A 20,189-nucleotide genomic window follows, 5' to 3' on the forward strand; every position below is an offset into this window, starting at 1 on the left:
GTCCTCGTACTGGACGTACTTGGGCTTTCGGCCGGTGCGGCGAGAGTGCGTGCCGGGCGTCGCGACGGGGCGAACGTTGCCTGTCGGGGCACTAGGGTGCCGCCATGGACAACCCGCTCCCGTACATCCGTCCGATGGCTCTCGCCGACTGCGACCGTGTCTCGGAGATCCGCGTCCGTGGCTGGCAGCACGCCTACCGGGGGTTCATGCCGCAGCCGTACCTCGACGCGCTCAGCGTGGCGCGGGACGCCGAGAAGCGACGGGTCTGGTTCGGGCAGGGGAACGGCTCCGTGGTGAACCTGGTCGCCGAACTGGAGGGCCGGATCGTCGGCTGGGCGGCGCACGGACCGTACCGGGACGGTGAGGTGCGCACCGGGGACTCCGAGCTGTACGCCCTCTACCTCGACCCCGCACACATCGGCAGCGGGATCGGGCGGGCGCTGCTGGCCGCGTCGGTCGAGCGGTGCTCGGGGTACCCGCGCATGCTCCTGTGGGTCCTGAAGGAGAACGCGCGCGCCCGCCGCTTCTACGAGCGGGCCGGTTTCCGTGCGGACGGCGCCGAGGAGCCCTTCGACGTGGACGGCGTGGCCGTCCCCGAGGTGCGTTACGTCAGGGAGCTGTGAGCGGGCGTCACCTCGGCTTCTGCTGCGGGATGCGGGCCAGCGCGTGCACCGCGGCCTCGGCGAGCGCCGGATGCGCGAGGGCCTCGTTCAGGACCCGGCGGGCGTCGGCGTCGCCCAGGGTGCCGAGGCCCTCCACGCAGGCCAGGGCCACCCGCCGGTACGGGTCGTGCGGGCGCAGCCGCCGCTCCAGGGTGGTGATCAGCGCGGGCACGGACTCGGGGGCGCGCAGCTCGACCAGGAGCCGTACCGGATGCAGGGCGTAGGCGACGCGCAGTTCGTTGGTGGCGAGCGCGGCGGCCGCGCGGGCGGTGCGCGGGTCGCCGAGGCGGGCGAGCGCGTAGGCGGCGGAGGCGCAGCGCGGCGGGTCCCGGTGGTTGAGCAGCAGCACCAGGGACTCGAAGGCGCGCCGGTCGCCGGCGACACCCAGCCGGAACGCGGCCAGCTCCCTGGCCCACAGCGGCTGTCCCGGCGCGGTGAGCACCTCCGCCAGTTCGTCGTGGTCCTCGGTCGCCGCCAGCCGCTCGTACCCAGCCGAGCCGCGCGACTCCTGCCGTACGCGTTCCGTGAGCGATCGCAACTCTTCGTCCACGAAGACCAGCGTAGGCGGGTCGCGCCCCTGGAGGGAGCTACATCACAAACTCGGTCCGGCTCAGGTATGGCGCGCTCGTTACTCGCCGGTTAAGCTCAGACGAGCGAGTTACCCACTCGCACATCCACTGACGACGGTTTGGTGACGCAGCCGTCGTGAGCGTGGTCGGTTCGGTACCTCGGTACCGCATTACGACCCGGCTCCGGGACAGGGCCGGTCGGAATCAGTCGCTCCCGGGCGTGTGCACGCCCGCGGCGACGCCCCCCGGGCGTGTGCGCTTGCAGCCCGACAACACCCGCATTTCTCCCGCGCCGTTGTGCGCCTTGTGGCGCACCCGGTGCATTCCCAGTCGTCACCCTCATTCCTGGAGTCCCGCGATGGCCACTCCCCTGTCCGACACCCCCCTGTCCCAGCTCAAGACGATCGCCGTCGTCGGCCTCGGCACCATGGGCACCGGCATCACCGAGATCCTCGCGAAGGCCGGCCGCGAGGTGATCGGCATCGACATCAGCGAGGCCCAGGCCGCGAAGTCCGTCGCCGCCCTGGAGGCCGCCACCGCCCGCGCCGTGGAGCGCGGCCGGCTGACCGAGCAGGAGCGCGCCGACGTCCTGGCCCGGGTCCGCACCTCCACCGACCTCGGCGCGGCCGCCGATGCCGACCTGGTCATCGAGGTGGCCCCGGAGTCGTACGAGATCAAGCACCAGATCTTCCGCGACCTGGACGCCGTCGTCCGCCCCGAGACGATCCTCGCGACCGGCACGAACGCCCTGTCGGTCACCCGGCTCGCCGCCGACTCGGCCCGCCCGGAGCGCGTGCTCGGCCTGCACTTCTTCAACCCGGCCCCGGCGATGAAGCTGGTCGAGGTCGTCTCCTCGGTGCTGACCGCGCCGCAGGCCGTCGCCGCGGTCACCGACCTCGCGATCGAGCTGGGCAAGGAGCCGGTCGCGGTCGGCGACCGCCCCGGCTTCGTCGCGGACGGGCTGCTGTTCGGCTACCTCAACCAGGCCGCCGCGATGTACGAGGCCCGGTACGCCTCCCGCGAGGACATCGACGCGGCCATGCGGCTCGGCTGCGGCCTGCCCATGGGCCCCCTCGCCCTGCTGGACCTCGTCGGCATCGACACCGCGCGTACGGTCCTCGACGCCATGTACGCCGAGTCCGGCGACCGGCTGCACGCCCCCGCCCCGATCCTGAAGCAGCTCAGCGAGGCGGGCCTGACCGGCCGCAAGTCGGGACGCGGCTTCTACACGTACGAGGCGCCGGGCAGCGCCACCACCGTGCCGGACGCGCTGACCCCGGTCGAGGGGAACACGCAGGCCGCGGGCCGTTCCGTGCGCTCCGTCGGGGTCGCCGGCTCGGGCACGATGGCCTCCGGGATCGCCGAGGTCTTCGCCAAGGCCGGGTACGAGGTCGTCCTCGCCGCCCGCAGCGAGGAGAAGGCCCAGGCCGCCAAGGCGCGGATCGGCAAGTCCCTGGCGCGCTCCGTCGACAAGGGCCGGCTGACCGCCGAGGCCGCCGCCCAGACCCTGGACCTGATCACCCCGGCGGGCTCCTACGACGCCTTCGCCGACGTCGACCTGGCCGTCGAGGCGGTCGCCGAGGACCTGAAGATCAAGCAGCAGCTGTTCGCGACGCTGGACAAGGTCTGCAAGCCGGGCGCGGTCCTCGCCACCACCACCTCCTCGCTGCCCGTGGTCGCCTGCGCCCGCGCCACCTCGCGCCCGCAGGACGTGATCGGCATGCACTTCTTCAACCCGGCCCCGGCGATGAAGCTGGTCGAGGTCGTCCGCACGGTCCTGACGGCCGACGACGTCCACGCCACCGTCCGCGAGGTCTGCGCGAAGGTCAGGAAGCACGCCGTGGACTGCGGCGACCGGGCCGGTTTCATCGTGAACGCGCTGCTGTTCCCGTACCTGAACAACGCGGTCAAGATGGTCCAGGAGCACTACGCGTCCCTCGACGACATCGACGCCGCGATGAAGCTCGGCGGCGGCTACCCGATGGGCCCCTTCGAGCTGCTGGACGTCGTCGGTCTGGACGTCTCGCTCGCGATCGAGAAGGTGCTGCACCGCGAGTTCCGCGATCCGGGCCTGGCCCCGGCCCCGCTGCTGGAGCACCTGGTGGCCGCGGGCTGCCTCGGCCGCAAGACCGGTCGCGGCTTCCGCGAGTATGCCCGCCGCTGAGGGCGTCGGTGACTGGTTCGACGGTGCCGCCGAGGGCGCGGACTGGGGCGGGCTGCTGGACCCAGCGGCGTTTCCCGCGCTCTCCGGCCCCGGCACTCCCCCGCCCTCCACGGGCGGGGGAAACCCCGGACCTGCGCATCGAGCTGCGGACATGCAGTACGTTCGGGTCATGTCCCAGCCCGCCAAGTCCTCACGTACACCAGCCACGCCCGACGCGCCGGAAAGTGCCGCAGGCAGTCGCGCCGCCGCCCAGCGGCTGAAAATGCGCCGGGAACTGGCGGCCGCAGCGATGGAACTGTTCGCGACCAAGGGGTACGAGGCGACCACCGTCGACGAGATCGCGGCCGCGGCCGGGGTCGCGCGCCGCACCTTCTTCCGCCACTTCCGCTCCAAGGAAGAGGCGATCTTCCCCGACCACGACGACACGCTGATCCGTGCCGAGGCGGTCCTCAACGCCGCCCCCGCGCACGAGCACCCGCTCGACACCGTGTGCCGTGGCATCAAGGAAGTCATGAAGATGTACGCGGCCCGGCCGGAGATCTCGGTCGCCCGCTACAAGCTCACGCGCGAGGTGCCCACCCTGCGCGAGGCCGAGATCGCCTCGGTGGCCCGCTACGAGCGCCTGTTCACCCGCTATCTGCTCGGCCACTTCGACGAGCACGCGCATGCCGACGACGCCAACGACGACCCGCTGCTCGCCGAGGTCGCCGCCTCCGCCGTCGTCACCGCACACAACCACGTCCTGCGGCGCTGGCTGCGGGCGGGCGGCCAGGGCGACGTGGAGGCCCAGCTCGACCACGCCTTCGCGATCGTGCGGAAGACGTTCGGCACGGGCATCGGCGCCGGACGCGGCTCGGCGGCCAAGCCGGCGGCCGCCACGGCCCCGGCGACGGTGTCCGCACAGGGCGAGGTGCTCGTGACGATCGCCCGCACGGACGCCCCGCTGGACGAGGTCATGCGCACCATCGAGGAGGCGCTCAAGGAGCGCTGAGGCGCGCCGAGACCCTCCGAGCACGCGTTCCCGCTGTGACGACGGCCACCCCACGGGGTGGCCGTTTTGGCATGTCAGAGGCCCTTTTCCGGTGGATTTCAGAGGCCGTTCGATCGATCATCGCTCATTTGTTACGTAAAGATTTCATCTGAGTCGAACTCATGGCACTCAGTGCCTTGCCACCTGACACGCGGTGTCATACGTTGAAGGTGTCCGGGCGGCCGGCGAGCAGAGACCGTTCGCTCGCCGGCTGTCCCCGCAGGCTCATGGCCTGCGCGCCCGGACGCCTGCGTCACAGGCAACCTCCCGCGCCACAAAGCGCTGCCGAAGCACCACCCGCCGAACCGACGGCATCACCCAAAACCCTCAGCAGCACTCCCAGCAGCACCGACGAACCCTCAGCGCCCCTCCCTCAGGGCGCTCACCGCCGGAGGCAATACCGTGACCATGAAGGACATCCTGGACGCGATCCAGTCGCCGGAATCGACGCCGGCCGACTTCGCAGCCCTGCAGCTCCCCGAGTCGTACCGCGCGATCACCGTGCACAAGGACGAGACGGAGATGTTCGCGGGCCTTCAGAGCCGCGACAAGGACCCGCGCAAGTCGATCCACCTGGACGAGGTGCCGGTGCCCGAACTGGGCCCCGGCGAGGCGCTGGTGGCCGTGATGGCCTCCTCCGTCAACTACAACTCCGTGTGGACCTCGATCTTCGAGCCGCTGTCGACCTTCGGGTTCCTCGAGCGCTACGGCAAGGTCTCCGAGCTGACCAAGCGCCACGACCTGCCGTACCACATCATCGGCTCCGACCTCGCGGGCGTCGTCCTGCGCACCGGCCCCGGCGTGAACGCCTGGAACCCCGGTGACGAGGTCGTCGCGCACTGTCTGTCCGTCGAGCTGGAGTCCAGCGACGGCCACAACGACACGATGCTCGACCCCGAGCAGCGCATCTGGGGCTTCGAGACCAACTTCGGTGGTCTCGCCGAGATCGCGCTCGTCAAGTCCAACCAGCTGATGCCGAAGCCCAAGCACCTCAGCTGGGAGGAGGCCGCGGCCCCGGGCCTGGTCAACTCCACCGCCTACCGCCAGCTGGTCTCCCGCAACGGCGCCGGCATGAAGCAGGGCGACAACGTCCTGATCTGGGGCGCGAGCGGCGGACTCGGCTCGTACGCCACGCAGTTCGCGCTCGCGGGCGGCGCCAACCCGATCTGTGTCGTCTCCAGCGACCAGAAGGCGGACATCTGCCGGTCCATGGGCGCCGACGCGATCATCGACCGCAACGCCGAGGGCTACAAGTTCTGGAAGGACGAGCAGACCCAGGACCCGAAGGAGTGGAAGCGCTTCGGCAAGCGCATCCGCGAGCTCACCGGCGGCGAGGACATCGACATCGTCTTCGAGCACCCCGGCCGCGAGACCTTCGGCGCCTCGGTCTTCGTCACCCGCAAGGGCGGCACCATCACCACCTGCGCCTCGACCTCGGGCTACATGCACGAGTACGACAACCGCTACCTGTGGATGTCGCTGAAGCGGATCATCGGCTCGCACTTCGCCAACTACCGCGAGGCCTGGGAGGCCAACCGGCTCATCGCGAAGGGCAAGATCCACCCGACCCTGTCGAAGGTCTACTCCCTGGAGGAGACCGGCCAGGCCGCGTACGACGTGCACCGCAACCTCCACCAGGGCAAGGTCGGCGTGCTCTGCCTGGCTCCCGAGGAGGGCCTGGGCGTGCGCGACGAGGAGATGCGCGCAAAGCACATCGACGCCATCAACCGCTTCCGGAACGTCTGAGAGCCTTAGATGACAGAGCGTCAGAAGGACCGTCCGTGGCTCATGCGGACGTACGCCGGCCACTCGACGGCCGAGGCGTCCAACGAGCTGTACCGACGCAACCTCGCCAAGGGCCAGACCGGTCTGTCGGTGGCGTTCGACCTGCCGACGCAGACCGGCTACGACCCCGACCACATCCTCGCCCGCGGCGAGGTCGGCCGGGTCGGCGTGCCCGTCTCGCACCTCGGTGACATGCGCCGGCTGTTCCAGGACATCCCCCTGGAGCAGATGAACACCTCGATGACGATCAACGCCACCGCCATGTGGCTGCTGGCGCTCTACCAGGTCGTCGCCGAGGAGCAGGGTGCGGACATCACCAAGCTCCAGGGCACGACCCAGAACGACATCGTCAAGGAGTACCTGTCCCGGGGGACGCACGTCTTCCCGCCCGGGCCGTCGCTCCGCCTGACGACGGACATGATCGCGTACACGGTCTCCCACATCCCGAAGTGGAACCCGATCAACATCTGCAGCTACCACCTGCAGGAGGCCGGGGCCACGCCGGTGCAGGAGATCGCGTACGCGATGTCCACCGCGATCGCCGTCCTCGACGCCGTGCGCGACAGCGGCCAGGTGCCGCAGGAGCGCATGGGCGACGTGGTCGCGCGCATCTCCTTCTTCGTGAACGCGGGCGTCCGCTTCATCGAGGAGATGTGCAAGATGCGGGCGTTCGGCCGCATCTGGGACAAGGTCACGCGTGAGCGGTACGGCATCGAGAACCCCAAGCAGCGCCGGTTCCGCTACGGCGTCCAGGTCAACTCGCTCGGCCTGACCGAGGCGCAGCCGGAGAACAACGTCCAGCGGATCGTCCTCGAGATGCTGGCCGTGACCCTCTCCAAGGACGCACGCGCGCGTGCCGTGCAGCTGCCGGCCTGGAACGAGGCCCTGGGCCTGCCCCGCCCCTGGGACCAGCAGTGGTCGCTGCGCATCCAGCAGGTCCTCGCGCACGAGAGCGACCTGCTGGAGTACGAGGACATCTTCGAGGGCTCGCACGTCATCGAGGCGAAGGTGAACGCCCTCGTCGAGGAGTCCCTCGCCGAGATCGACCGGATCCAGGAGATGGGCGGCGCGATGGCCGCCGTCGAGTCCGGCTACCTCAAGTCGCAGCTGGTCTCCTCGCACGCCGAGCGCCGGGCCCGGATCGAGTCCGGCCAGGAGAAGATCGTCGGCGTCAACATCTTCGAGACCACCGAGCCCAACCCGCTCACGGCCGACCTGGACACCGCGATCCAGACGGTCGACCCGGCGGTCGAGGCCCGGGTCGTCGAGGCGATCGGAGGCTGGCGCGACACCCGCTACCAGCCGCCCTTCAACCACCCGCGCCCCTGCAAGGCGCTGGAGCGGCTGAAGGAGGCCGCCAAGGGCACCGACAACCTCATGGAGGCCACCCTGGAGTGCGCCCGTGCCGGGGTCACGACCGGCGAGTGGGCGGGCGCGCTGCGGGAGGTGTTCGGCGAGTTCCGCGCGCCGACCGGCGTCTCCTCCGCTCCCATCGCCGTTCCCGTCGAGGCGGGCTCGGCACTCGCCGAGGTCCGCGCCAAGGTGGACGCCACCGCCCGCGAGCTGGGCGTCGGCAAGCTCCGCTTCCTGGTCGGCAAGCCGGGCCTGGACGGGCACTCCAACGGCGCCGAGCAGATCGCCGTCCGTGCGCGTGACGCCGGCTTCGAGGTGGTCTACCAGGGCATCCGGCTGACGCCCGAGCAGATCGTGGACGCCGCCCTGGCGGAGGACGTGCACGCCGTGGGCCTGTCGATCCTCTCCGGCTCGCACGCCCAGCTGGTGCCGGACGTGCTCCAACGGCTGCGTGTGGCCGGTGCCACAGATATACCCGTGATCGCTGGTGGCATCATCCCGAATGGTGACGCCGACCAGCTGCGGGCCGCAGGAGTGGCCGCGGTCTTCACCCCGAAGGACTTCGACATCACCGGGATCATCGGCCGCATCGTCGACGAGATCCGGAAAGCGAACAAGCTCGACCCCCTGGAGGTCCCCGCATGACCGTCAACCGTCTTCGTCCGCGGCGTTCCTGCCTCGCCGTGCCGGGGAGCAACCCCCGCTTCCTGGAGAAGGCGCAGGGCCTCCCGGCCGACCAGGTCTTCCTGGACCTGGAGGACGCGTGCGCACCGCTGGCCAAGCCCGAGGCGCGGCACACCATCGTCAAGTTCCTCAACGAGGGTGACTGGACGGGCAAGACGCGGGTCGTGCGCGTCAACGACTGGACGACCGAGTGGACGTACCGTGACGTCGTCACCGTCGTCGAGGGGGCCGGCCAGAACCTCGACTGCATCATGCTGCCGAAGGTGCAGACCGCCGAGCAGATCGTCGCCCTGGACCTGCTGCTGACGCAGATCGAGAAGACCATGGGCTTCGAGGTCGGCAAGATCGGCATCGAGGCGCAGATCGAGAACGCGCAGGGCCTGAACAACGTCAACGCGATCGCGCAGGCCTCCCCGCGCGTCGAGACGATCATCTTCGGCCCGGCCGACTTCATGGCCTCCATCAACATGAAGTCGCTCGTCGTGGGCGAGCAGCCGCCCGGCTACCCGGCGGACGCCTACCACTACATCCTGATGAAGATCCTGATGGCCGCCCGCGCCAACAACCTCCAGGCGATCGACGGCCCCTACCTGCAGATCCGCAACGTCGAGGGCTACCGCGAGGTCGCCCAGCGCGCCGCGGCCCTGGGCTTCGACGGCAAGTGGGTGCTGCACCCGGGCCAGGTCGAGGCGGCCAACGAGATCTTCTCGCCCTCCCAGGAGGACTTCGACCACGCCGAGCTGATCCTGGACGCGTACGACTACTACACGTCCGAGGCCGGCGGCAAGAAGGGCTCCGCGATGCTCGGCGACGAGATGATCGACGAGGCCAGCCGCAAGATGGCCCTGGTCATCTCCGGCAAGGGCCGCGCCGCCGGCATGCAGCGCACGTCGAAGTTCGAGATCCCGGAGGCCTGAGCGCGATGCAGTTCGGACGCACCTACGAGGAGTTCGAGGTCGGGGCGACGTACAAGCACTGGCCGGGCAAGACGGTCACGGAGTACGACGACCACCTGTTCTGTCTCCTCACCATGAACCACCACCCGCTCCACATGGACACCAACTATGCGGAGAAGACGACGGACTTCGGCAAGAACGTCGTCGTCGGGAACTACATCTACTCGCTGCTGCTCGGCATGAGCGTGCCGGACATCTCCGGCAAGGCGATCGCCAACCTGGAGATCGAGTCGCTCAAGCACGTGGCGCCGACCTTCCACGGCGACACGATCTACGGCGAGACGACCGTGCTCGACAAGTGGCCGTCGAAGTCGAAGAACGACCGCGGCATCGTCTACGTCGAGACCAAGGGCTACAAGCAGGACGGCACCCTGGTGTGCGTCTTCCGCCGCAAGGTCATGGTGCCCACCGAGACGTACATCAAGGAGCGCGGCGGCGAGCAGCCCGGCCGCCCGGAACTGACCGCACCTGCGGACAAGAACACGGAGAAGTAGGCCATGGCCCGTCTCGCCCAGACCGCCGGTCTGACCGACGTCCAGCAGGAGATCCTCTCCACGGTTCGGGACTTCGTCGACAAGGAGATCATCCCTGTCGCGACCGAGCTGGAGCACCGCGACGAGTACCCGCAGCAGATCGTGGACGGCCTGAAGGAACTCGGCCTGTTCGGTCTGATGATCCCCGAGGAGTACGGGGGCCTGGGCGAGTCGCTCCTCACCTACGCGCTGTGCGTGGAGGAGATCGCCCGCGGCTGGATGTCGGTGTCCGGCATCATCAACACGCACTTCATCGTCGCGTACATGCTCAAGCAGCACGGCACGCAGGAGCAGAAGGACCACTTCCTGCCGCGCATGGCGGCCGGCGACATCCGGGGCGCGTTCTCGATGTCGGAGCCGGGCCTGGGCTCCGATGTGTCGGCCATCACATCGAAGGCGGTCAAGGACGGCGACGAGTACGTCCTGAACGGTCAGAAGATGTGGCTGACGAACGGCGGCACCTCGTCACTGGTGGCCGTTCTCGTCCGGAGTGACGAAGGACACCCCGAGGGCACGGCGCCGCACAAGTCGATGACGACCTTCCTGATCGAGAAGGAGCCCGGCTTCGGCGAGGTCCGCCCCGGCCTCACCATCCCGGGCAAGATCGAGAAGATGGGCTACAAGGGCGTCGACACCACCGAGCTGATCATGGACGGCCTGCGGGTTCCCGCCGATCGGGTGCTCGGCGGCGTCACCGGCCGAGGTTTTTACCAAATGATGGACGGCGTGGAGGTCGGCCGCGTCAATGTGGCGGCGCGTGGCTGCGGCGTCGCTCAGCGTGCCTTCGAACTGGGTGTCCAGTACGCCCAGCAGCGGCACACCTTCGGCAAGCCGATCGCCCAGCACCAGGCCATCCAGTTCAAGCTGGCCGAGATGGGCACCAAGGTCGAGGCCGCGCATGCCATGATGGTCAACGCGGCACGTAAAAAGGACTCCGGGGAACGAAACGACCTCGAAGCGGGGATGGCGAAGTACCTCGCCTCCGAGTACTGCAAGGAGGTCGTGGAGGATGCCTTCCGGATCCACGGCGGCTACGGCTTCTCCAAGGAGTACGAGATCGAGCGCCTCTACCGGGAGGCTCCGATGCTGCTCATCGGTGAAGGTACCGCCGAGATCCAGAAAATGATCATCGGGCGCAGGCTGCTCGAAGAGTATCGATTCCAGGGCTGATTGTCCGGATACGGGGTGTTTTCTTCGAGAAGAAGATCACACCCCGTAGACACTCTTCGGCCGCCGACTCGGCTTCTTGGCTTGCCCAGTTGCAGCCCGCGCCCGGTACGATCCCGGGAAAGCCGCCGTCCCCCGTCAGAGCGCGGCATCATCCGCTACGAAGGTCATCCATGCCCCACAGCCAAACCTCTGCACCTCGCGACCGCCAGGTCGGCGTACGCCTCGCGCGCGGAGCATCGCCGTGGCTTCTCCCGACCGTCGCCACCGCAGCCCTCAGCCTCGCCCGCGCGCGCCGCTCCGGCGCCGCCAAGGCCGTGGCCGTGCCCGCCACCGCGCTCGCGGCGGGCATGCTGTGGTTCTTCCGCGACCCCGAGCGCGAGATCGCCCAGGGCCGCGTCATCTCGCCCGCCGACGGTGTGGTGCAGAGCATCATGCCCTGGAAGGACGGCCGCACCCGCGTCGCGATCTTCATGAGCCCGCTCAACGTCCACGTCAACCGCGCACCCCTCGCGGGCACGGTGACGTCGGTCGAGCACATCCCCGGCGGCTTTGTTCCGGCTTTCAACAAGGAGAGCGAGAACAACGAGCGCGTAGTCTGGCATTTCGACACCGAACTCGGCGACATCGAGATGATCCAGATCGCCGGCGCGGTGGCCCGCCGCATCGTGCCCTACATCCCGGAGGGTACGAAGGTCGAGCAGGGCGACCGAATCGGTCTGATCCGCTTCGGCTCGCGTGTCGACCTCTACCTGCCCGAGGGCGTGGAGGTCGCGGTCGAGGTCGGTCAGAAGACCGTGGCTGGGGTGACTCGCATTGACCGTGATTGATCCGGAGACCCAGGCGGGCTGGGTGCCCGAGGCGGACGAGGTGGACGAAGAGGAGGAGATGCCCCTCTCGCTCCGCCTCTCAATAGCGGACACCCTCACGCTGGGCAACGCCACGTGCGGCTTCATGGCGGTGTACTTCACCACCACCGGCATCCTGATCCCGCACCTCACCGACAGCCAGGAGTCCGGCATGGCGCGCAACAGCGCGGCCACGGCGGTCATCCTGATGCTGTGCGCAGCCGTGTTCGACCTGTTCGACGGCCTGGTGGCGCGCAAGCTCCGCTCCTCCCCCATGGGCGCCGAGCTGGACAACCTCTCGGACCTGATCAGCTTCGGCCTGGCGCCCGCGTACTTCGTGCTGGTCTACGGCATGGTCGCGGACGACGCGTACCAGAAGGTGGCGGCGGTCGGGGCAATCGTGGTGCTCCTGGCCGTGGTGCTGCGTCTGGCGCGCTTCTCGTGCGTGACGCCGACGAACGGCATGTTCCAGGGCATGCCCTCACCGTTCGGCGCGCTGACGGTCGTCTCCATCGTGCTCCTGGAGCTGCCCTTCTTCGCGACGCTCCTGGCGATCCTCGGTACGGCCTGGCTGATGGTGAGCCGGGTCGAGTACCCGAAGCCGCGGGGCCGCCTCGCCGTGGCCATGCTGTGCTGGATCGTCCTGTCCATGGGCCTCCTGACCGCCTGGGCCTTCGACGCCCCGGGCGGCCAGCTGCTCCTCCAGACGGGCTGCGCCCTGCAGCTGGTCATGGGCGCGGTGATCCCGCTGTTCGCCACGGCACGCCGGGTGAACAACTTCCGCGACAACCGTCGGGAGGCACGGGCGGCCCAGCTGCCCTGACCCTCGCCACCGACACACCGGGTGTGGCCCGAGCCTCCGAGGCTCGGGCCACATCCGTTTCGCGTTCAAGGGCTGCGTTCGCCTCGCCTTTGCCCCGTCAACTACCCCTGTTCCCTGTCGAGTTGCAGCTGTTCAGGGGGAGGAGGACGGTGGAAACAGGGGGGATTTGCGGATATTCGTCCCACTATGCGGATGGGAGGAAGGCCATGCCCGGACCCGTGCAGACGGACTACCCGGTCGCGCACACCTCGAACAATCCGGCCAACCCGAACAAGCAGGTGAACCTCTTCGTCCGGGAGTGGAACGGCACCCAACCAGGCCACGACCCCGAACCGGTGCTGATGCTCCACGGCAGAAGCGTGCCGGTGCTCGCCGGATACGACCTCGTGATTCCCGGAGTGCCCGGGGACGACGCCATCAGGTACAGCTGGGCCCAGCAGCTGGCCAAGGAACACTACGACGTGTACATGATGGACGTGCAGGGCAACGGGAAATCGCCACGCCTGATGATGGACGACCCGTGCAACGCCAACCCGTCCCAGCGGGACGACGTCCTGGGCTCGCTCGCGGCCCCGTGCGGGACGCCCCCGTACCCGCACGAGTTCGGTACCTCGCAGAGCGAATGGGCGGAGCTGGCCACCGTCGTCAAGTTCGTCAGGTCACGGTGCATGAACAAGCCGATCCACTTCATCGGCTGGTCCGCCGCGGGGCCGCTCATGGGGCCGTACGCCCTCCTGCACCCCACGGAGGTCAAGAGCCTGTTCTTCCTCGCCCCGATCTTCGCGCCACTGGGACGGTGGTCGGAGAAGCCCACGGACCCGTTCGGGCTCCCCAAAGGGGTCACGAACCTGCCCGTGTCCCCGCCGCAGGCCATGTTCGGTTTCCCGATGCACGTCAACAGCAAGACCGGCTTCAAGATCGCATGGGACCGTGAGACGGGCAGCCCGCTCCAGCGGGAACCCGGCATCGAGGACACGGTGTGGGCCGCCATGATGGACAGCGACCCCGTCGGTGCCAAGTGGGGTCCCGTGCTGCCGGACGGCACGCACGAGGGCGTCCACCGGTTCCGGAACTCCTTCTGGTGGGGCTGGAACAACGAGACCGCGAAGTACAACAACGTGCTCGGCAACCAGGTGCCCATCGCCCTCGTCCACGGCGAACTGGACCGGACGGCCAACACCCCGGCGGCCCTCCCGGTACCGGCGGTCCTGCGCTTCTCCGTCCCGGACCTCTACAAGGCCGTCCCGGGGCCCGACAAGCTGATGTTCCAGCTGGCAGGCGCGGGACACTCCATGGTCTGGGAGCGCCCCGCCAAGGTCCTGCACCAGATCACGAAGCAGTGGCTGGCCCACCAGAAGGTGTGGGGCCTCACGAGCGGCAGCTACTACCGGGATCCGGACGGGGAACTGACCGAACTGGAATAGGACGGGCCGTGCGGCCACCGCTCAGAGCAGGAAGTCCTGACCGATCCGCTGCGCGACCCGCTCCAGGATCGGCCCGGCGTCCGCGATGCACTTCGCCACGTCCGGCTCCACGGACGTCAGCGGGTACGCCCGGCCGATCCCGGCCCGCAGCAGGGCCTCCGTGGGCAGGGCGAGCCGGCCGCACACCGCGACGACTTCCTTGCCCGCGGCCCGGGCCGCCGCGGCGACCCCCGCCGGTGCCTTCCCGTGCAGGGTCTGCTCGTCCAGCGAGCCCTCGCCGGTGATCACCAGGTCGGCCCGCTCCAGCGCCGGAGCGAAGCCGAGGACGTCCAGCATGACCTCGATGCCGGGCCGGAAGCGGGCGCCCAGCAGGAGTGCGCCGTAGCCGATGCCGCCTGCCGCCCCGGCGCCCGGTGCCGCCGCGTGCTCGGCGGCGCGCGGCCCCACGGCCGCCTCCACGACCTTGGCGAAGTGGGCGAGGGCCGCGTCCAGGCTCGCCACGTCGTCCGGTGCGGCTCCCTTCTGCGGGCCGTACACCGCGGGCGCGCCCTTCGGCCCGGTCAGCGGGTTGTCGACGTCGCTGGCGAGCACCAGCTCCACACAGGACAGGCGCGGGTCGAGGCCGGACAGGTCCGCGCGCGCCAGCTCGGCGAGACCGCCGCCGCCCGGCGGGACCGGCTCCCCGTCCTCGTCCAGGAACCGGGCGCCCAGCGCCGACAGCATCCCGGCGCCGCCGTCCGTCGTGGCGCTGCCGCCGACGCCGAACACGATCGTCCGCGCGCCCGCGTCCAGCGCGGCCCGCAGCAGCTCTCCCGAGCCGTACGTGGAGGCGGTCAGCGGCGCGAAGACACCGGCCGGCAGCCGCTGCAGGCCGCTCGCCTCGGCCATCTCCACCACCGCGGTGTCGCCGCGCAGCGCGAACGCGGCCGTCACCTCCTGACCCAGCGGCCCGGCGACCCGGATCTCCCGGCGCTCGAAGCCGGCCGCGACCGCCGCGTCCACGGTGCCGTCGCCGCCGTCGGCCACGGGCAGCGCCTCGACCTCGACGCCGGGTACGACCCGGCGCAGCCCGGCCGTCACCCGCTCGGCGACCTGCACGGCCGTCAGCGAGCCCTTGAACTTGTCCGCGGCGATGAGCACCCTGCGGGTCTCGTTCACTGCAGCGTCCGCCACCTTGCTTTCCCCTTGCTCTCCGGGCCCCGCGCACGTCAGGGCCAGTCGCGCCGCTGCGACCTTAACCGGAGGACACCCCCGCCGTCATGCCCCGACCGAACCCTGGGCAGCACCTGGGAGCCGGCTGGGAAAACGGGTAGATCCCAGCCATGAGCAATCAGGGCACCGGACCGGACCTCGCCGACCGCATCCACGGGGGCTGGCTCGGCCGGATCGCGGGCAACATGCTCGGCAAACCGGTCGAGCAGGGCGAGGTGTGGACCCGCGAGCGCATCGACCGCTATCTGCGGCAGGCCGCCGCCCTGCCGCTCACCGACTACCTGCCCGAGCCCGCCGACGCGGCCGACTGCGCCGTCCTGCGCCCGGAATGGCGCCAGTGCGTACGCGGCCGCATCCACGGCAGCTGCCGCGACGACGACGTCGACTACGCCATCCTCGGCCTGCACCTGCTGGAGACCCACGGGTTCGACTTCAGCACCGAGCAGGTCGGCGACCTGTGGCTGCTCAGACTGCCGTACCTGCAGACCTTCACCGCGGAGCGGGCGGCGTACCGCAACCTCGTGAACGGTCTGAAACCGCCGCTGACGGCGACGTACGACAACCCGTACCAAGAGTGGATCGGCGCGCTGATCCGCGGCGACGTCTACGGCTGGACGTGCCCGGGCGACCCGCGCCGCGCGGCCTCGCTGGCCCGCCGGGACGCGGCGCTCTCACACACCGGCAACGGCGTCTACGGCGCGATGTTCGCGGCCGCGCTGATCTCGGCGGCGTTCACCGCGCCGGGTGTGCGGGAGGCACTGGAGAGCGCGCTCGCCGTGATCCCGGCGAGCAGCCGGCTGGCCCGGACCGTGCGCCGGGTCGTGTCCCTGCACGAGACCCGGCTGCCCTGGGAGGAGACGCTGGCCACGGTGTCCGCGGAGACCGCCGGCCTCGGCTGGATCCACACGGTCCCGAACGCGGCCGTCCTGACGGCCGGGCTGCTCTACGGCGACGGCGACTTCACCCGGACCATCGCCCTCACCGTCCGCGGCGGCCTGGACACCGACTCCAACGGCGCCACGGCCGGCTCGGTGGCCGGGGTCCTCACCGGCGCGGCGGCCGTCCCGGCCCAGTGGAAGGACCCGCTCGAGGACACCGTGCGGAGCGCGGTGCTCGGTTTCGACGGGGTACGGATCAGTGCGCTGGCCGAGCGCACCCTGCGCCTGGCGGAGGCGGTTGCCGGCCCCGTACCCCGTTGAAGAGTGCGGAGAAGCCGGACGCAGGAGCGGATTCACCGAGCCGGTCGACGAACTCCACGCCACCATCCAGGAGTTCGCGGCGCGATGGAAGGTGTGCGACGTCACCGGGTTCCGCTCCTCGGCGGCGAGTCGGAGCGGCGGCTCGCGTCACTTGTCGGCGCGAATCCGTCGTAAACGCCACCAACACCGAGTCGCGATCGGCACAATGACGTCATGCCGGAGTACCTGGAACTCGATCTGTCCGGAGCCGAAGTCCGCGTGGAACTCGCCGATGTGGGCGAGGCGCCGGAGTCCTCGGGGCTGCCTGCGGAGTTCGGCGTGCCGAGCCCCGTCGCGACCGGCGGCGGCCGGGTCACCGCTCTCGCCGCTGACGGACTTCGGGTGGCACTGCGCCCGTTGGGCCCGCTCCTCGACGAGGTCCACTCGGCGGTGTCGGGGGCGCAGCAGCCACCCGAGTCCTTCACGGTCGAGTTCGGTGTCGAGCTGGGCAAGGATCTCAAACTCGGCATCGTGAGCGCCCGGGGCAGGGCCACGATGACGGTGTCGGCGACCTGGCGGCAAAATTCGCACGGAGCGTAGGTGAGCTGGTTCCAACATTCCGCGGGGCCCCCGCCGGTCGTGGCCGTCCACGCCCCCCATGCAGAGACGGCGGCCGGAGCCGCCGCGCTGCTCTCCCCGCAGTGGGTGCTGACCTGCGCGCACGTGGTCAACGAAGCCCTCGGGCTGCCGCAGCTCAGCACCGAGTGGCCCGCGGAGAAGGGCCTTGACGTCACCTTCGCCCGCGGAGCGTCGCGGAGCCCGGCACGGATCAAGAAGTGGGTGCCGCCCACGAATATTGCTGCGGTCTGGCACGGTGATCTGTGCCTGCTGCGGCTCGACGAGCCCGCGCCGGAGTGGGTGCCGCCTGTCGTCTGGGCGGACATGACCCAGCGGCAGCCTCTTCGGGCCTGGCACAGCTGCGGTGATCCGGTCGCGTTCGCGGACGTCGAGATGAAACTGCTCGACCGGCATGTCGGCTATCTGGACGGTCAGTTGTCAGGGGCCTCGATCGGACCGGGGTTCAGCGGCGGTCCGCTGTGGACCGCGTCGGGCACGGCGGTGGGCCTGGTCGTCGGCAGACTGAAACCGCCGGGCGGCGCCCTGGCGTCCGGGCACACAGTGCGGCGGGCCTGGGCACTTCCTTGGCAGACGCTGCGCGCGGAACTGGACCGCGCTGGGGCCCGGGCCGTGGTCACGGCCTGCCGCACGGTGCGTGCGGTTCCGGCACACGACCCGGTCGGCGCCAAACTCGTGGCCGCACTACGGGAGTTGCTGCCCACCCCAGTCGCCCGGGCGGAGCCCGCACGGCATCTCGTGCAGGAGCTGAAACTCAACGCGCCCCAGGACGGCAGCGCACCGACGGTAGAAGAGCTGGCCGCCGAACTCCTGCGCACACCACGCGCGTTGCCGACGCTCAGCGAATGCCTGGTGACCGGTCCCGACGGAGCGCGGCCGGAGCGGCTGAACGCGTTGCTCGCGCTCGGCCGGGTCATCGACGCGGCCGGGCTGCTGTCGCACGGCGAGTACGCGTTCCTGGAGGAGCGACTGCGCGAGGTGGCTGCCCGGGACAGCATGCTGCCGGCCCGTGCGGCGCAGGAAGCACTGCGGTTCACACAACCTCCCGACGCCCTCTGCGAGCCGGTGCTGCGGCCCGAGGCGGTGGGCGAGGTGATCACCGGGCTGGAGGGCTGCCACGAGGGCGGTCCGGGGCCGGAGGACACGCCTCGCGTTCCCTCCCTGGTCCATGTCGTCGAATTCATCGCCGCCGGGCTGCCCGCGCCCCGGCGACAGGCGCTTCAGGACTGGAGCGACCGGGTCTGCGACCGGCTCGGGGTGCATACGGCGGCCCGGAACCAGCGGCGCGAGGACGCCCGGCAGTGGGCCGGGCTGCGGACGGCTCCCCGGGCCAGGCTGCTGGCCCGACTCGACGTGTACGGCCCAACCGCGCCCGGAAGATTCCGGTGCCGGCTCTGGCAGCAACGGCCGGACGGCTCCCAGCACCGCATGGACACCACCGCCGGCGACGGGCCCCTCACGCCCGAGCAGGTCGCCACCGTGATCCGCGACGGTGCCCAGCGCCTTCAGCATGCCACCCGTGGGGAACCCCCCGCGGTGGACATAGAGGTGGACCGCGCCGGGCTCCATCTGCCGCTCGACGAATGGGAGCCGACACCGCCCAACGCCTTCGAACCAAGCCTGCCGCTGGGCGTGCTCCACCAACTGACGTTGCGCTGCCCGGAGATGAGCCGACAGGTGCCCACCCGTGATCCGGAGCGGCAGCGCCGGTGGGGCGACGGGCACGGACGGCCCCTGGTCATCGGCAGGCAGCACGCGGACAGCCGGGAAGTGGCGGGGCTGCTGAGGTCGACCTACCTGGACGCCAACCAGGTGGTGCTGCACGGCCCGCCCGAGCTGCGCAACCAGCTCCTCGACCTCTGTCTGGCCCTGGGCGTGCCCGTGGTGGTGTGGGACCGAGAGGCACAGAGCCACGACCACGCCAAACACCTCGCCCCGGTCAACCCGGCCGGGCCGCTGCACGGACTGCCCCGCCGCGTGCACGAGTACCGAGCGGAGAAGCCGGCGAAGAAGCGGGCGGATCCTTCGGCCCGTCAGGCGAGCCCCTCTCTCGTGTGGGAGGACCTCACGTGGGACAGGCTGGCCCACGAGGATCCCGGCCTGCAGTTGACCGACCCGGACGAAGGAGCACCCAGCCGATGACGGCACCGCACGCCCCGGGCCACGGCTCCGGGCCCGACGGCTGGCGGCTGTTCCGGGGCGACGGGCAGGCCCGGCAGGTCGCGTTCCCCGAGGCTCCGCCCTGGCGGCGGTTCGCCTCCGCACCGGGCGCATCCGAGCCACCGAAGCCACTGCCCTATCTGATCGGCCCCGCCGAGGCCGATGTGGTCAACGCGGCCCTCCTGCTGCGTCGCCCGCTGCTCGTCACCGGCCACCCGGGCACGGGTAAATCCTCCCTGGCCCAGGCCGTCGCACACGAACTGTCCCTCGGCCGGGTCCTGAACTGGCCGGTCAACAGCCGTTCCACGCTGCAGGACGCGCTCTACCGTTACGACGCGATCGGACGGCTGCGCGAGTCCAACCTGCGCCGGGAACAGCCCTCTGAGCAGCCGCCTCACGAGCAGGGGCCGGACATCGGCTCGTACGTCCGTCTCGGCCCCCTGGGCACCTCGCTCGTCCCGTCCGAGCGGCCCCGGGTACTACTCGTCGACGAGCTCGACAAGGGGGATGTGGACCTGCCCAACGACCTGCTGGCGGTCTTTGAGGACGGCGAGTTCGAGATCCCCGAACTGGCCCGGCTGCCCGAGGAGCACGACCGAATCGAGGTGCTGACCGCGGACCTCGGGGCGCGGGTGCCGGTCGTCCGGGGCCGGGTGCGCTGTTCGGAGTTTCCCGTGGTCGTGATCACCAGTAACGGCGAACGCGAGTTCCCGCCCGCTTTCCTGCGCCGCTGCGTGCGCCTGGAGATCGAGAAGCCCACGGACGACCAGTTGCGTGACATCGTGCGGGCTCATCTCAAGGACGCGGATCTCAAGGACGTCGACGATCTGCTGAGCAAGTTCCTCGCCCGCCGTACCTTGGGTGAGCTGGCCACCGACCAGCTGCTCAACGCGGTGTTCCTCCGCAAGGGGGGCGTCGACCTCCCCGAGGGGAAGCTTTTGGAAGCCGTGCTGCACCGGCTCGGCGGAACGGTGTAGGGGACGGTGCGGTCCGGATCCGGGCGGA

The 20,189-nt window shown here is 70.2% G+C and carries 17 protein-coding genes; 15 read left to right on the top strand and 2 right to left on the bottom strand.

Translation table 11 applies throughout. From position 1 onward, the window contains the following. Positions 1-104 precede the first annotated feature (104 nt). Positions 105-623, top strand: a complete 519-nt coding sequence (locus ACWC5O_RS24655; protein WP_450583048.1) for an N-acetyltransferase family protein — start codon at positions 105-107, stop codon at positions 621-623. A 7-nt stretch (positions 624-630) separates the two neighbouring features. On the opposite strand, the gene ACWC5O_RS24660 is transcribed toward ACWC5O_RS24655, so the two are convergent. Beyond that, a complete protein-coding gene (locus ACWC5O_RS24660; protein WP_450583047.1) occupies positions 631-1,212 on the bottom strand; it encodes an adenylosuccinate lyase in 582 nt (193 codons plus the stop codon). A 377-nt stretch (positions 1,213-1,589) separates the two neighbouring features. On the opposite strand from ACWC5O_RS24660, the gene ACWC5O_RS24665 reads away from it, so the two are divergent. The 10 genes from ACWC5O_RS24665 to ACWC5O_RS24710 all read left to right on the top strand — a co-directional run bounded on the left by ACWC5O_RS24665 (position 1,590) and on the right by ACWC5O_RS24710 (position 13,998). Next, a complete protein-coding gene (locus tag ACWC5O_RS24665) occupies positions 1,590-3,395 on the top strand; it encodes a 3-hydroxyacyl-CoA dehydrogenase family protein (protein ID WP_450583046.1) in 1,806 nt (601 codons plus the stop codon). A gap of 169 nt (positions 3,396-3,564) precedes the next feature. Next, positions 3,565-4,386, top strand: coding sequence for a TetR family transcriptional regulator (locus ACWC5O_RS24670; RefSeq protein ID WP_450583045.1), 822 nt, complete (start codon positions 3,565-3,567; stop codon positions 4,384-4,386). 447 nt (positions 4,387-4,833) lie between these two features. After that, a complete protein-coding gene (ccrA, locus tag ACWC5O_RS24675) occupies positions 4,834-6,171 on the top strand; it encodes a crotonyl-CoA carboxylase/reductase (RefSeq protein ID WP_450583206.1) in 1,338 nt (445 codons plus the stop codon). A gap of 9 nt (positions 6,172-6,180) precedes the next feature. Continuing rightward, positions 6,181-8,208: a protein meaA gene (locus ACWC5O_RS24680; RefSeq protein WP_450583044.1), complete on the top strand. Its 2,028-nt coding sequence runs from the start codon at positions 6,181-6,183 to the stop codon at positions 8,206-8,208. Then, positions 8,205-9,164: an HpcH/HpaI aldolase/citrate lyase family protein gene (locus ACWC5O_RS24685; protein ID WP_393481466.1), complete on the top strand. Its 960-nt coding sequence runs from the start codon at positions 8,205-8,207 to the stop codon at positions 9,162-9,164. Before ACWC5O_RS24680 ends, ACWC5O_RS24685 begins: the two co-directional genes overlap by 4 nt. A 5-nt stretch (positions 9,165-9,169) precedes the next feature. After that, entirely contained in the window at positions 9,170-9,697 is a 528-nt protein-coding gene (locus ACWC5O_RS24690) for a MaoC family dehydratase (RefSeq protein WP_023545597.1), read from the top strand. 3 nt (positions 9,698-9,700) lie between these two features. After that, complete coding sequence (locus ACWC5O_RS24695) at positions 9,701-10,906, top strand: acyl-CoA dehydrogenase family protein (RefSeq protein ID WP_450583043.1); 1,206 nt, start codon at positions 9,701-9,703, stop codon at positions 10,904-10,906. Between the two features lie 170 nt (positions 10,907-11,076). Continuing rightward, complete coding sequence (locus ACWC5O_RS24700) at positions 11,077-11,733, top strand: phosphatidylserine decarboxylase (RefSeq protein ID WP_450583042.1); 657 nt, start codon at positions 11,077-11,079, stop codon at positions 11,731-11,733. Between the two features lie 22 nt (positions 11,734-11,755). Continuing rightward, positions 11,756-12,574 (top strand): CDP-diacylglycerol--serine O-phosphatidyltransferase, encoded by an 819-nt coding sequence (gene pssA / locus ACWC5O_RS24705; protein WP_450583204.1) that lies wholly within the window; start codon positions 11,756-11,758, stop codon positions 12,572-12,574. A 206-nt stretch (positions 12,575-12,780) separates the two neighbouring features. Then, positions 12,781-13,998: an alpha/beta fold hydrolase gene (locus ACWC5O_RS24710; protein WP_450583041.1), complete on the top strand. Its 1,218-nt coding sequence runs from the start codon at positions 12,781-12,783 to the stop codon at positions 13,996-13,998. Positions 13,999-14,019: 21 nt separating this feature from the next. Here the strand turns inward: ACWC5O_RS24710 and ACWC5O_RS24715 are convergent, their stop codons facing one another. Continuing rightward, positions 14,020-15,171, bottom strand: a complete 1,152-nt coding sequence (locus ACWC5O_RS24715) for a glycerate kinase (RefSeq protein ID WP_450583039.1) — start codon at positions 15,169-15,171, stop codon at positions 14,020-14,022. 149 nt (positions 15,172-15,320) lie between these two features. Here ACWC5O_RS24715 and ACWC5O_RS24720 point away from each other — a divergent pair, with 149 nt between their 5' ends. From ACWC5O_RS24720 to ACWC5O_RS24735, 4 genes are all read left to right on the top strand, one after another. After that, a complete protein-coding gene (locus ACWC5O_RS24720) occupies positions 15,321-16,409 on the top strand; it encodes an ADP-ribosylglycohydrolase family protein (protein WP_450583037.1) in 1,089 nt (362 codons plus the stop codon). Between the two features lie 213 nt (positions 16,410-16,622). Beyond that, complete coding sequence (locus ACWC5O_RS24725; protein ID WP_450583036.1) at positions 16,623-16,988, top strand: CU044_2847 family protein; 366 nt, start codon at positions 16,623-16,625, stop codon at positions 16,986-16,988. Next, positions 16,989-19,166 (top strand): VMAP-C domain-containing protein, encoded by a 2,178-nt coding sequence (locus ACWC5O_RS24730; RefSeq protein ID WP_450583035.1) that lies wholly within the window; start codon positions 16,989-16,991, stop codon positions 19,164-19,166. Then, positions 19,163-20,161, top strand: coding sequence for an AAA family ATPase (locus tag ACWC5O_RS24735; RefSeq protein WP_450583033.1), 999 nt, complete (start codon positions 19,163-19,165; stop codon positions 20,159-20,161). Before ACWC5O_RS24730 ends, ACWC5O_RS24735 begins: the two co-directional genes overlap by 4 nt. The last annotated feature ends 28 nt before the right edge of the window (positions 20,162-20,189 follow it).

The organism is Streptomyces sp. NPDC001450, from assembly GCF_053597295.1.